The sequence below is a fragment of the Variovorax sp. JS1663 genome, assembly GCF_002157355.1.
In the GTDB taxonomy this organism is placed as follows: domain Bacteria; phylum Pseudomonadota; class Gammaproteobacteria; order Burkholderiales; family Burkholderiaceae_C; genus Variovorax.
This window is the reverse complement of record NZ_LYMK01000001.1, coordinates 64,535-77,531: the sequence shown is the minus strand read 5'-3', so window position 1 is coordinate 77,531 and position 12,997 is coordinate 64,535. Positions and strand designations below refer to the sequence as shown.

Annotated in this window: 15 protein-coding genes; 6 read left to right on the top strand and 9 right to left on the bottom strand. The window is 66.7% G+C overall.

Annotated elements, in window-relative coordinates; all coding sequences use genetic code 11:
• Positions 1–26 precede the first annotated feature (26 nt).
• From A8M77_RS00435 to A8M77_RS00395, 9 genes are all read right to left on the bottom strand, one after another.
• Positions 27–446 (bottom strand): F0F1 ATP synthase subunit epsilon, encoded by a 420-nt coding sequence (locus tag A8M77_RS00435; RefSeq protein ID WP_086919653.1) that lies wholly within the window; start codon positions 444–446, stop codon positions 27–29.
• Between the two features lie 12 nt (positions 447–458).
• The gene (gene atpD / locus A8M77_RS00430; RefSeq protein WP_086919910.1) at positions 459–1,874 is read right to left on the bottom strand and encodes a F0F1 ATP synthase subunit beta; all 1,416 of its coding nucleotides are present in this window, start codon (positions 1,872–1,874) and stop codon (positions 459–461) included.
• 58 nt (positions 1,875–1,932) lie between these two features.
• The gene (gene atpG, locus A8M77_RS00425; RefSeq protein WP_086919652.1) at positions 1,933–2,808 is read right to left on the bottom strand and encodes a F0F1 ATP synthase subunit gamma; all 876 of its coding nucleotides are present in this window, start codon (positions 2,806–2,808) and stop codon (positions 1,933–1,935) included.
• An 18-nt stretch (positions 2,809–2,826) separates the two neighbouring features.
• Complete coding sequence (gene atpA / locus A8M77_RS00420; RefSeq protein WP_086919651.1) at positions 2,827–4,380, bottom strand: F0F1 ATP synthase subunit alpha; 1,554 nt, start codon at positions 4,378–4,380, stop codon at positions 2,827–2,829.
• A gap of 36 nt (positions 4,381–4,416) precedes the next feature.
• A complete protein-coding gene (locus A8M77_RS00415) occupies positions 4,417–4,947 on the bottom strand; it encodes a F0F1 ATP synthase subunit delta (protein ID WP_086919650.1) in 531 nt (176 codons plus the stop codon).
• A gap of 9 nt (positions 4,948–4,956) precedes the next feature.
• Positions 4,957–5,427, bottom strand: coding sequence for a F0F1 ATP synthase subunit B (locus A8M77_RS00410; RefSeq protein ID WP_086919649.1), 471 nt, complete (start codon positions 5,425–5,427; stop codon positions 4,957–4,959).
• A gap of 78 nt (positions 5,428–5,505) precedes the next feature.
• Positions 5,506–5,769, bottom strand: a complete 264-nt coding sequence (gene atpE, locus A8M77_RS00405; protein WP_007830191.1) for a F0F1 ATP synthase subunit C — start codon at positions 5,767–5,769, stop codon at positions 5,506–5,508.
• Positions 5,770–5,843: 74 nt separating this feature from the next.
• Positions 5,844–6,704: a F0F1 ATP synthase subunit A gene (gene atpB, locus A8M77_RS00400; RefSeq protein ID WP_086919648.1), complete on the bottom strand. Its 861-nt coding sequence runs from the start codon at positions 6,702–6,704 to the stop codon at positions 5,844–5,846.
• Between the two features lie 13 nt (positions 6,705–6,717).
• Positions 6,718–7,209, bottom strand: coding sequence for an ATP synthase subunit I (locus A8M77_RS00395; protein WP_086919647.1), 492 nt, complete (start codon positions 7,207–7,209; stop codon positions 6,718–6,720).
• 171 nt (positions 7,210–7,380) lie between these two features.
• On the opposite strand from A8M77_RS00395, the gene A8M77_RS00390 reads away from it, so the two are divergent.
• Genes A8M77_RS00390 through A8M77_RS00365 form a run of 6 tightly spaced genes read left to right on the top strand, consistent with a single transcriptional unit; the run spans position 7,381 to position 12,931 of the window.
• Positions 7,381–8,286, top strand: a complete 906-nt coding sequence (locus A8M77_RS00390) for an aminotransferase class IV (RefSeq protein WP_086919646.1) — start codon at positions 7,381–7,383, stop codon at positions 8,284–8,286.
• Positions 8,283–8,600: a YbeD family protein gene (locus A8M77_RS00385; protein WP_086919645.1), complete on the top strand. Its 318-nt coding sequence runs from the start codon at positions 8,283–8,285 to the stop codon at positions 8,598–8,600. The genes A8M77_RS00390 and A8M77_RS00385 overlap by 4 nt, the downstream gene beginning before the upstream one ends.
• Positions 8,597–9,271, top strand: a complete 675-nt coding sequence (gene lipB / locus A8M77_RS00380) for a lipoyl(octanoyl) transferase LipB (protein WP_086919644.1) — start codon at positions 8,597–8,599, stop codon at positions 9,269–9,271. Before A8M77_RS00385 ends, lipB begins: the two co-directional genes overlap by 4 nt.
• Before the next feature lie 19 nt (positions 9,272–9,290).
• A complete protein-coding gene (gene lipA, locus A8M77_RS00375; protein ID WP_086919643.1) occupies positions 9,291–10,271 on the top strand; it encodes a lipoyl synthase in 981 nt (326 codons plus the stop codon).
• Between the two features lie 19 nt (positions 10,272–10,290).
• Positions 10,291–11,835, top strand: a complete 1,545-nt coding sequence (locus A8M77_RS00370; RefSeq protein ID WP_086919642.1) for a class I adenylate-forming enzyme family protein — start codon at positions 10,291–10,293, stop codon at positions 11,833–11,835.
• Complete coding sequence (locus tag A8M77_RS00365; RefSeq protein ID WP_086919641.1) at positions 11,816–12,931, top strand: SLC13 family permease; 1,116 nt, start codon at positions 11,816–11,818, stop codon at positions 12,929–12,931. The genes A8M77_RS00370 and A8M77_RS00365 overlap by 20 nt, the downstream gene beginning before the upstream one ends.
• Positions 12,932–12,997: the final 66 nt, after the last annotated feature.

Genomic DNA, 12,997 nt, shown 5'->3' with positions numbered 1-12,997 from the left:
GGCTTTTTCGATGAGGCTCAGCCTCTCTATTTCTTCTGGCGATATTTGCGCAACGCAGCAATCTGCGCGGCCATCACGGCCAGCTCGGACTGGGCCATCGCGATGTCGATGTCGCTCTTGGCCTTCTTCAGCGCTTCCTCGGCTGCGGCCTTGGACTTGTTGGCCTTTTCCTCGTCGAGGTCCTTGCCGCGGATGGCGGTGTCGGACAGCACGGTGACGGTGTTGGGCTGCACCTCCAGGATGCCGCCGGCCACGAAGACGAACTCCTCGTTGCCGTCGGCCGTCTCGATGCGCACGGCGCCGGGCCGGATGCGCGTGATCAGCGGCGTGTGGCGCGGATAGATGCCGAGCTCGCCGGCTTCACCCGGCAGCGCGACGAACCTGGCCTCGCCCGAGAAGATGGACTCCTCGGCGCTGACCACGTCCACATGAATGGTGCCTGCCATGGTGATCTTTCCTTAAGCGACCTTCTTGGCCTTCTCGAAGGCCTCGTCGATCGAGCCGACCATGTAGAAGGCCTGCTCGGGCAGGTGGTCGGCTTCGCCATTGACGATCATCTTGAAGCCGCGGATGGTCTCGGCCAGCGGCACGTACTTGCCGGGCGAGCCGGTGAACACTTCGGCCACGTGGAAGGGTTGCGACAGGAAGCGCTGGATCTTCCGGGCGCGGGCCACGGCCAGCTTGTCGTCGGGCGCCAGTTCGTCCATACCCAGAATGGCGATGATGTCGCGCAGTTCCTTGTAGCGCTGCAGCGTGCCCTGCACGGCGCGGGCCACGTTGTAGTGCTCTTCGCCGACCACGTGCGGGTCGAGCTGGCGCGAGGTCGAGTCCAGCGGGTCCACGGCAGGGTAGATGCCAAGCGAGGCGATGTCACGCGACAGCACCACGGTGGAGTCCAGGTGGGCGAAGGTCGTGGCGGGCGAGGGGTCGGTCAAGTCATCCGCCGGCACGTACACGGCCTGGATCGAGGTGATCGAGCCCACCTTGGTGGACGTGATGCGCTCCTGCAGGCGGCCCATTTCCTCGGCCAGCGTCGGCTGGTAGCCCACGGCGGAAGGCATGCGGCCCAGCAGCGCCGACACTTCGGTACCGGCCAGCGTGTAGCGGTAGATGTTGTCGACGAAGAAGAGCACGTCGCGGCCTTCGTCGCGGAACGATTCGGCGATGGTCAGGCCGGTCAGTGCCACGCGCAGGCGGTTGCCCGGGGGCTCGTTCATCTGGCCGTAGACCATGGCCACCTTCGACTCGCCGAGGTTCTCCAGGTTCACGACGCCGGAGTCGGCCATCTCGTGATAGAAGTCGTTGCCCTCGCGGGTGCGCTCACCCACGCCGGCGAACACCGACAGGCCCGAGTGCGCCTTGGCGATGTTGTTGATGAGCTCCATCATGTTCACGGTCTTGCCCACGCCGGCGCCGCCGAACAGGCCCACCTTGCCGCCCTTGGCGAAGGGGCAGACCAGGTCGATCACCTTGATGCCGGTCTCGAGCAGGTCCTGCGAAGGCGAGAGCTCGTCGTACACGGGCGCCTTGCGGTGGATGGAGGCGGTGAGCGTCTGGTCCACGTCGCCGCGCTCGTCGATCGGGCGGCCCAGCACGTCCATGATGCGGCCCAGCGTGGCCTTGCCCACGGGCACCGTGATCGGCGCGCCGGTGCTGGTGACCACGATACCGCGGCGCAGGCCGTCGGACGAGCCCAGCGCAATCGTGCGCACCACGCCGTCGCCCAGCTGCTGCTGCACTTCGAGCGTCAGGCCGCCTTCTTCGTACTTCAGGGCGTCGTACACCTTGGGCATCCGGTCGCGCGGGAACTCCACGTCGACCACGGCGCCGATGCACTGGACGATCTTGCCTTGAACTGCTGTTTCTTGAGCCATCATTCGCTCCGATAAAAATTGAATCTGGTTGTCGTCAGTTGAACGCTTGAACAGGCGCTCAAACGCCCGCGGCCGCCGCGGCGCCCGACACGATCTCCGACAACTCCTTGGTGATGCCGGCCTGACGGGTCTTGTTGTAGACCAGCTTGAGCTCGTCGATCACGTTGCCCGCGTTGTCGGTGGCCGCCTTCATCGCGACCATGCGCGCCGACTGCTCCGAGGCCATGTTCTCCGCCACCGCCTGGTAGGCCAGCGACTCCACGTAGCGCACCAGCAGCTCGTCGATCACGCTCTGCGCGTCGGGCTCGTAGATGTAGTCCCACGAGTGCTGGCCCTTCTCCATCTTCAGCGAGTCGGCCGCCAGCGGCAGCAGCTGCTCCACCACCGACTCCTGGCGCATCGTGTTGATGAACTTGGTGTAGCAGAGGTAGACCGCGCTGAGCTTGCCCTCGGCGTAGGCGTCGAGCAGCACCTTGACCGGGCCGATCAGCTTGTCGAGGTGCGGCGTGTCGCCCAGCTGGGTGACATGCGAGACCACGCGCGCACCGATGCGGTTGAGGAAGCCCAGGCCCTTGTTGCCGATCGCCACCGCCTCGACCTTGTTGCCGGCCTGCTGCTGCTCGCGCAGCTTGGTGGTCACGGCACGCAGCACGTTGGTGTTCATGCCGCCGCACAGACCCTTGTCGGTGGTGACCACGATGAAGCCCACCGCCTTGGCGTCGTGGGTCTTCATGAAGGCGTGGGTGTACTCCGGGTTCGCCTGGCCGAGGTTGGCCGCGATGTTGCGGATCTTCTCGCTGTACGGCCGGGCGGCGCGCATGCGGTCCTGCGCCTTGCGCATCTTCGACGCGGCCACCATTTCCATGGCCTTGGTGATCTTCTTGGTGTTCTCCACCGATTTGATCTTGCCGCGGATTTCCTTGCCGGCTGCCATAGGACTACTCCTTCTCGATCAGGCGAAGGACTTCTTGAAGGAAGTGATCGCGGCGGTCAGCTCGGCTTCGGAATCCTTGTCGAGAGCCCGGGCCTGCTCGATCTTGTCGAGCAGTGCGCCGTGGCTGGACTTCAGGAACTGGTGCAGGCCGTGCTCGAAAGGCAGCACCTGCTTGACCTCGAGGTCGTCCATGAAACCCTTGTTCACCGCGAACAGCGAGGCGCCCATCAGCGAGATCGGCAGCGGGCTGTACTGGGCCTGCTTCAGCAGTTCGGTCACGCGGGCACCGCGGTCCAGCTGCTTGCGGGTGGCTTCGTCCAGGTCGGAAGCGAACTGCGCGAAGGCAGCCAGCTCGCGGTACTGCGCGAGGTCGGTACGGATACCGCCCGACAGGCCCTTGATGACCTTGGTCTGCGCAGACGAGCCGACCCGCGACACCGAGATACCCGCGTTGATGGCGGGCCGGATGCCGGCGTTGAACAGGTTGGTTTCCAGGAAGATCTGGCCGTCGGTGATCGAGATCACGTTGGTCGGCACGAAGGCGGACACGTCGCCGGCCTGCGTCTCGATGATCGGCAGCGCCGTGAGCGAGCCGGTCTTGCCCTTGACTTCACCCTTGGTGAAGGCTTCGACGTACTCGGCGTTCACGCGCGCGGCGCGCTCCAGCAGGCGGCTGTGCAGGTAGAACACGTCGCCGGGGTAGGCTTCGCGGCCCGGCGGGCGGCGCAGCAGCAGCGAGACCTGGCGGTAGGCCACGGCCTGCTTGGACAGGTCGTCATAGATGATCAGTGCGTCCTGACCGCGGTCGCGGAAGTACTCGCCCATCGTGCAGCCAGAGTAGGCGGCCACGTACTGCATCGCGGCCGATTCGGAAGCGGAAGCCGCCACCACGATCGTGTAGTCCATCGCACCGGCCTGCTCCAGCGCGCGCACCACGTTCTTGATCGACGAAGCCTTCTGGCCGATCGCGACGTAGACGCAGGTCATGTTCTGACCCTTCTGGTTGATGATCGCGTCGATCGCCACCGCGGTCTTGCCGGTCTGGCGGTCGCCGATGATCAGCTCGCGCTGGCCGCGGCCGATCGGCACCATGGAGTCGATGGACTTCAGGCCGGTCTGCATCGGCTGGTCCACCGACTTCCGGGCGATCACGCCGGGGGCGACCTTTTCGATCACGTCCGTCAGCTTGGCGTTGACCGGGCCCTTGCCGTCGATGGGCTGGCCCAGGGCGTTCACCACGCGGCCGACCAGTTCGGGGCCGACCGGCACTTCCAGGATGCGGCCCGTGCACTTGACGGTGTCGCCTTCGGAGATGTGCTCGTACTCGCCCAGAATCACGGCGCCGACCGAGTCGCGCTCGAGGTTCAGCGCCAGGCCGAACGAGGGGGTGCCGTCGGCCGTGGGCGGGAACTCGAGCATTTCGCCCTGCATCGCGTCCGACAGGCCGTGCACGCGCACGATGCCGTCGGTCACCGACACCACGGTGCCTTCGTTGCGGATGTTCGCACTGACGCCCAGGCCCTCGATGCGGCTCTTGATCAGCTCGGAAATTTCTGCGGGATTGAGTTGCATGACTCTTTCCTTCTTTCGTTGAGGGGGCTGGCGGCCTCAGGCTGCCAGCGCAACTTTCATTTGTTCGAGGCGAGCCTTGACGGAGGTGTCGAGCACCTCGTCGCCGACCACCACGCGGATGCCGCCGATGAGCGAAGGGTCCTGCTGCACGCTGACCTGCAGCTTGCGGCCGAAGCGCTTCTCGAGCGCGGCGGCCACGCCATCGAGGGCCGCGCCGTCGATCGGGAAGGCGCTGTAGACGATGGCGTCGGAAGAGCCGCTCTGCGCATTCGCGAGGGCGCGGAACTGCTTGGCGATCTCCGGCAGCGCGGTGAAGCGGCCGTTGTCCAGCAGCGCCATCAGGAAGTTGCTGGCAGCCTTCGGAAGCTCCGCGCCGTTGGCGCCGGCGATCACGCCCAGCACCTGCTCGGGCGTCACCTTGGGGTTGTCGGCGAACTGCTGAAGCTCGGGGTTGGCGGCGATGGCCGCGACCCTTTCGAGCCAGGCGCTGGCGCCGGCGAGGTCCGACGAGGACGCCTTGAACAGGGCCTCGGCGTAGGGGCGTGCGATGGTAGCGAGTTCAGCCATGGCGTGCGGTCAGAGTTCGGTCTGCAGGCGGGCCAGCAGGTCGGCGTGCACGGCCGGGTTGACTTCCTTGCGCAGGATCTGCTCGGCGCCCTTGACGGCCAGCACGGCCACCTGCTCGCGCAGGGCCTCGCGTGCCTTCACGGCCTGCTGATCTGCTTCGGCGCGGGCGGCGGCGACGATCTTGTTGCCTTCTTCCGTGGCGCGGGCCTTGGCCTCTTCAACGATGGCCTGCGCACGACGTTCGGCATCGGCAAGACGCTGCGCGGATTCGTTGCGCGCCTTGCCCAGTTCGACTTCCACCCGCTTGTCCGCCTCGGACAGCGCGGCCTTGGCCTTGTCTGCGGCGGCCAGGCCGTCGGCGATCTTCTGGGCACGGTCGTCCAGCGCCTTGGCGATCGGCGGCCACACGTACTTCATCGTGAACCCGACAAGAATCAGGAACACGATCATCTGGACGATCAGGGTACCGGTAATGCTCACTTTTTACCCTCTCATTGGGTTTGAATCCGAAGCCGCTCCGAGGGAACGACAGGGGTTCGACGAGAAAGTCTCAGCCGATTACTTCGGCAGGTTGGCGATCTGCGCGAGGAAGGGGTTGGCGGTGGCGAACCACAGCGCGATACCGGTACCGATGATGAACGCGGCGTCGATCAGACCGGCCAGCAGGAACATCTTGGTCTGGAGTTCACCCATCAGCTCGGGCTGGCGGGCGGCCGACTCGAGGTACTTGCTGCCCATGATGCCGATGCCGATACAGGCACCCACGGCGCCGAGACCGATGATCAGGCCGGCGGCCAGAGCGACAAAGCTAATAACTTCCATGATGACTCCTAAGGACTTTGGTTGAAGAGAAAGGAAAAAACGAAACGGGGGATCAGCGCGCGATCAACGCCCAATCAGTGGGCATCGTGCGCCTGGCCGACGTACACGAGCGTGAGCATCATGAACACGAAGGCCTGCAGGGTGATGATCAGGATGTGGAAGATGGCCCACGCGGTGCCGGCGATGATGTGGCCCAGCGCAAGGAGGACGCCGGTGGCCGACAGCGTGAAGGCGCCGCCCATCAGTGCGATCAGCAGGAAGATCAGTTCGCCGGCATACATGTTGCCGAACAGACGCATGCCGTGCGAGACCGTCTTGGCGACGAACTCGATGAGCTGCATCGCGAAATTGAAGGGATAGAGCGCCCAGTGGTTGCCGAAGGGCGCGGTGAACAACTCGTGCACCCAGCCGCCGGCGCCCTTGATCTTGATGTTGTAGTACAGGCAGATCAGCAGTACCGAAACCGACAGGCCCATGGCGACCGACAGGTCAGCCGTGGGGACCACGCGCAGGTAGGCGTGATGCGGATCGCCATGGATCAAGCCGAAGATCCAGGGCAGCAGATCGACCGGCAAGAGATCCATCGCGTTGAGCATGAAGATCCACACGAAGACGGTGAGCGCGAGCGGAGCGACGAACTTGCGGCTGGTCGCGTTGTGCACGATGCCCTTGGCCTGCTGGTCGACCACCTCGACCAGGATCTCCACGGCGGCCTGGAAGCGCCCTGGCACGCCCGAGGTCGCCTTGCGCGCACCCAGCCAGAGCAGCCAGCAGCCGATCACGCCCAGCAGGATCGCGAAGAAGATGGAATCGAAGTTGAAAACCGAGAAATCGGCAACACCTGCCGGCTTGGAGCTTTGAAGATGGGTCAAGTGGTGAACGATGTATTCACCAGCGGTCTGACCCCCATGTTCCGCAGCGTTTTCAGCAGCCATCCGTTACTCGTCTTTAAATTTTCCGGCCCTTGGGTGCCAGCATCACTGCCACCCAGGCCGCCTTCATTGTCACCACCAGGCCGACCAGCATTGCCGGCCAGCTCAGCGCCGTTATCAGTCTTGGCGCGGCGAGCAGCATCGCCACCGACAAGACCAACTTGACCATTTCCCACAAGAAGAATCCGAACACCGCGGTGCCCGCATTCAACGAAGAAAACCTCCCGGTCAGCCCTCTTGCGAACACCGCGGAGGGAATCACCACCGCCAGTGCGCCGTAGCCGGCGGACCATCCCACACTCAGCCTCCCCGACAAGCCCCAGGCGACCAAAGCCACCAGCAGCCCCGCCACGACCTGGATCGCGATCACGCGCCAAGGCGAGATCAACGGCTTCCGTTCGCGCAGCCGCTGCGCCTCTTCGGCACTCAGCGGCTTGAAGTCGGCATCCAGGTCCTGTCCGTCCTCATGGACATCCCTGTCTCGGTCATCGCGGGCCATTGTTTTCATATCGTAATGAAGCCCGGATGACGACCCAGAATTTTCACAAAGCCACTGATTATAAGTAGAAACCCACGGCCCTCCGCCAGCTTCCAGTCAGCTCGCGCAACGCCCTTGCGCGCGGGGCGGATGAAGATGGGCACGTTGGAAAGCGCGCCCATGCCCCCACCATAATCCCTCATGCATCCGATCGTCGACGCCCTCCCCGATTCTCTCTGCTACCTCGACGGCGACTACACGCCGCTGCGCGATGCGCGGATCAGCGTGCTCGACCGCGGCTTCATCTTCGGCGACGGCGTGTACGAAGTGGTGCCGGTCTACGGCGGCGCACCTTTCTGCTTCGAGGAGCACATGGCCCGGCTGGGCCGCTCGCTGGCCGAGCTGCGCGTGCCCAACCCGCTGTCGCATGGCGCATGGCGCGCGACCGCGATGCGCCTGATCGAGGCCAGCCCGCCGGCCGAGCGCGCGGCCGTGCAGGCCATCTACATCCAGGTCACGCGCGGCGTGGCGCCGCGCGAGCATGCGATGCCGAAGGGGCTCACGCCCACCGTGTTCATGATGCTCAACCCGATGAAGCCGGTGCCCGATGCGGTGCGTGCCAAGGGCGTGGCCTGCGTCAGTGCGCATGACTTCCGCTGGCAGAAGGCGCACATCAAGAGCACCAGCCTGCTGGGCGCGGTGCTGGCGCGGCAGATCAGCGTGGAGGCCGGCGCGGCCGAGACCATCATGTTCCGCGGCGACTGGCTGAGCGAAGCCTCGTCCAGCAACGTCTGGGTGGTGAAGGATGGCGCGGTGTCCGGCCCTCTGAAGGACGAGATGGTGCTCGCCGGCATCCGCTACGGCCTGATCGAGCGCATCTGCGTCGAGGCCGGCATTCCCTTCACGCTGCGCCGCATCGCGCGCGAGGAGGTCTTCGGCGCCGACGAGCTGTTGATCTCCTCGGCCAGCAAGGAGGTGCAGCCGGTCGTCACACTCGATGGCCGGCCCATCGGCAGCGGCCGCGTGGGGCCGGTGTTCCAGGCCATCGATGCCGGTTATCAGCGCGCCAAGGAACGCAGCGCACAGGAACAAGGAGTCACAGCATGAGCGAGCCCACGGACAAGCCCACCGATCAACCCACCGACAAGCCGATCGACGCACGCAAGGATTCGCTGATCGAGTACCCCTCGAAATTCCCGATCAAGGTGATGGGCGCGAAGGCGGACGGCTTCGTGCACGCGATCACCCAGATCGCCGAGCGCTTCGATCCGGACTTCGACGCCAGCACCGTCGAGCTGCGCCCCAGCTCGGCCGGCAACTACCTGGGCGTGACCATCACGGTGACCGCCACCAGCCGCGAGCAGCTCGACGACATCTACCGGGCGCTGACCGCGCATCCGATGGTCAAGGTGGTGTTGTGACGCTGGAGGTCGACTGGCTCGGCCGGGTCGACTACCTGCCTACCTTCGCCGCGATGCAGCGCCTCACGCAAGGGCGCACGCCCGAATCGGCCGACTTGCTGTGGCTGTGCGAGCACCCGCCGGTCTACACCCAGGGCCTGGCCGGCCGCGCAGGCCACGTGCTGGCCCCGGGCGCGATCCCGGTGATTCAGACCGACCGCGGCGGCCAGGTCACCTACCACGGCCCGGGCCAGGTGGTGGCCTATCCGTTGATCGACCTCAAGCGCGCTGGCTACTACGTCAAGGAATACGTCTACCGGATCGAGGAATCGGTGATCCGCACGCTGTCGCATTTCGGCGTCACCGGCCACCGCGTGGGCGGCGCCCCCGGCATCTACGTGCGCCTGGACGACCCGTTCTCGCACGCGGCGCTGACCGGCCCGGCCCATCCGGCCGACCCCTTCCGCGGTCTCGGCAAGATCGCCGCGCTGGGCATCAAGATCAGCCGGCACTGCACCTACCACGGCGTCGCGCTCAACGTGGCGATGGACCTGGAACCCTTCACCCGCATCGACCCCTGCGGCTACGCTGGCCTGAAAACCGTCGATCTTTCTACAATCGGCGTCCAAACAACCTGGGACGAGGCCGCGCAAGTACTGGCTGCCAAGCTCGCCGTCTACCTCGCCCGCTGACCACCACCCACGCACCGCCATGAGCACCACCGAAGTCGTCCGCGACGCCCAAGGCGCCGACACCTACAACCCGCTGGCCAAGCAAAAGGCCGCGGCCAAGCTCTCGCGCATCCCGGTCAAGGTGGTGCAGGCCGAGGTGCTCAAGAAGCCCGAGTGGATCCGCGTCAAGGCCGGCAGCCCCAGCACCCGCTTCTACGAGATCAAGCAGATCCTGCGCGAGAGCAACCTGCACACGGTCTGCGAAGAGGCCTCCTGCCCCAACATCGGCGAGTGCTTTGGCAAGGGCACCGCCACCTTCATGATCATGGGCGACAAGTGCACGCGGCGCTGCCCCTTCTGCGACGTGGGCCATGGCCGCCCCGACCCGCTGGACAAGGACGAGCCGCTCAACCTTGCGAAGACCATCGCGAAGCTGCGCCTGAAGTACGTGGTGATCACCAGCGTGGACCGCGACGACCTGCGCGACGGCGGCAGCCAGCACTTCGTGGACTGCATCCGCCACACGCGCGAGCTCTCGCCGCAGACCCAGATCGAGATCCTGGTGCCCGACTTCCGCGGCCGCGACGACCGCGCGCTGGAGATCCTCAAGGCCGCCCCGCCGGACGTGATGAACCACAACCTCGAGACCATCCCCCGTCTCTACAAGGAAGCACGCCCCGGCAGCGACTACCAGTTCAGCCTGAGCCTGCTGAAGAAGTTCAAGGCCCTGCATCCGAACGTGCCGACCAAGAGCGGCATCATGGTCGGCCTGGGCGAGACCGACGAGGAGATCCTTCAGGTCATGCGCGACATGCGCGCGCACGACATCGACATGCTGACCATCGGCCAGTACCTCTCCCCCAGCAACAGCCACCTGCCGGTGCGCCGCTACGTGCACCCCGACACCTTCAAGTTGTTCGAGGAAGAGGCCTACAAGATGGGCTTCAGCCACGCCGCGGTGGGCGCGATGGTGCGCAGCAGCTACCACGCGGACCAGCAGGCGCACGCTGCCGGCGTCTGACCGAAAAAGGAGGGTCGTGATGAGCGGCATCGAGGCCCTCACGGCCTGCGAGTTCGGCGTGATCGCCGACCTGATCCGGCTACATGCGCAGGAAGCCCCGCAGCGCCCAGCGCTGGTCGATCCCGAGCACAGCCTCGACTACCGCGCGCTGGACGCGCTGATGGACCGCGTCGCCGCGGCCCTGCAGCGCGACGGCCTGCGCGCGGGCGATGCGATCGCGGTCTGCGCCGGCTCCGGCACGCGCTACGCGGCGCTGTTCCTGGGCGCGCTGCGTGCCGGCGTCGCCGTCGCGCCGCTGGCACCGAGTGCCACGCCAGCCAGCCTGGCACGGATGACGGAAGACGCGCAGGCGCGCCTCCTCTTCCTCGATGCCACGACCACGGGCCTGTTCGGCGTGCCCGCCGAAGGCGTGATCCCGCGCGTGGCGATCGACGGCAGTGCGGCCGGATCGGACTTCGACGCCTGGCTGGCGCCGGCGGGCACGCGTCCGCTGCCGGTCGAGCCGCAGCCCTCCTGGCCCTTCAACATCATCTATTCCTCCGGCACCACCGGCGAGCCCAAGGGCATCGTGCAGGGCCACGGCATGCGCTGGGCCCACGTGCGCCGCGGGGCGAAGTACGAGTACGGCCCCGAGACGGTCACGCTGCTGTCGACGCCGCTGTACTCCAACACCACGCTGGTAGTCTTCTTCCCCACGCTGGCCTACGGCGGCTGCGTGGTGCTGATGCCCAAGTTCGACGCAACCGCCTACCTCGCCCTGGCCGAGCGGTACCGCGCGACACACACGATGCTGGTGCCGGTTCAGTACCAGCGCCTGATGGCACACCCGGACTTCGACCGCCACGACCTCTCGCGCTTCCGCTTCAAGTTCAGCACCAGCGCCCCCTTCGGCGCCGCGCTCAAGGCCGACGTCCTGAAGCGCTGGCCGGGCGGCCTGGTCGAGTTCTACGGCATGACCGAGGGCGGCGGCACCTGCATCCTGGAAGCCCACCTGCACCCGGACAAGCTGCACACCGTGGGCCAGCCGGCCGAGGGCAGCGACATCCGGCTGATCGACGAATCGGGCCACGAGGTGCCGCGCGGCGAGGCCGGCGAGGTGGTGGGCCATTCGGCCGGCATGATGGTCGGCTACCACCGCCAGCCCGAGAAGACGCGCGAGGCCGAGTGGTTCGACGCCACGGGCAAGCGCTTCATCCGCACCGGCGACATCGGCCGCTTCGACGAGGACGGCTTCCTCACGCTGTTCGACCGCAAGAAGGACATGATCATCAGCGGCGGCTTCAACATCTACCCGAGCGACCTGGAGGCCGTGCTGCGCGGCCACGCCGCGGTGGCCGAGGCCGCCGTGGTCGGCGTCCCCTCCGAGCAATGGGGCGAGACCCCGGTCGCCTTTGTCGTGCGCCGTGCGGGCGACGGCACGCCGGCCGAGGCGTTGCTGCAATGGGCCAATGCGCAGGTCGGCAAGACCCAGCGGCTGGCGCGCCTGCACCTGATCGAGGAGCTGCCGCGCAGCGCGATCGGCAAGGTGCTCAAGCGCGAGCTGCGTGAACGCGACGCCTCCTGACGCCGGCGCCGAGCACGGCGGCGGCAACGGCCTGCTGTGGGTGCTGCTGGCCGTGGCGATCGTCTTCGCCGTCATGCGCCCGCGCGCGCCGCTGGACTACCTGAAGCTGGTCGACTGGCAGACGCTCGGCGCGCTGGCCGGCCTGCTGGCCATCACGCAGGGCGTCGAGAAGAGCGGCGTGCTGCAATCCGTGGCCGCGCGGCTCCTGGCGCAGACCACCGAGCTGCGCCATCTGGTCTTCTTCCTGGTGGCTGCCGCGGCCGGCCTGTCGGCCCTGGTCACCAACGACGTGAGCCTGTTCCTGCTGGTGCCGCTCACGCGCGTGCTGGCGGCCCAGGCCCATCTGCCGCTGGCGCGGCTGGTGGTGCTGGAGGCGCTGGCCGTCAACGCGGGCTCGGCCCTCACGCCGATCGGCAATCCGCAGAACCTCTACCTGTGGCACCGCTCGGGCGAGAGCTTCATCGGCTTCATGGGCATGATGGCGCCCACCGTGGCCGTGATGCTGTTCTGGCTCTTCGCCGCGGTGCGCTTCCTGGTGCCGCGCGTGGAGATCCAGCTCAAGCCGGCCGGCGAGGCCGCGCCCGCACAGCCGCGGCTGCTGGCACTGTCTGCCCTGCTTTTCGTCGCCTTCGTGGTCGCGCTCGACCAACGCTGGCTGCCGGCCGGCCTGGGCCTGGTGTTCGGCGCCTTCCTGCTGCTGCGCCCACGCGTGCTGCTGGGCATCGACTGGACGCTGCTGCTGATCATCGCGCTGATGTTCGTGGACCTGCGCCAGTTCGCCGAACTGCCGACCATCGCCGCCCTGCTGCAGCAGTGGCCGATCGACGAGGGCTGGCGCGCCTACCTGGCCGCCATCGCCGTCTCGCAGTTCATCAGCAACGTGCCGGCCACCATCCTGCTGGACCGCTACGTGCACGACCTGCCGGCGCTGGCCGCGGGCGTGAGCGTGGGCGGCTTCGGCTGCGTGCTGGGCTCGCTGGCCAACCTGATCGCGCTGCGGCTGGCGAAGGTGCCGCACGGCCTGCGCGAGTTCCACCGCATCGCGATCCCGTTCCTGCTGGTCTGCGCCCTGTCAGCGATCACGCTGCGGCTCTGACGGACAACGCCGCCATCGTCCTTTCGGCGGCGCTCGCGGACGGAGGCCTTTGCATAATTTGGCGGT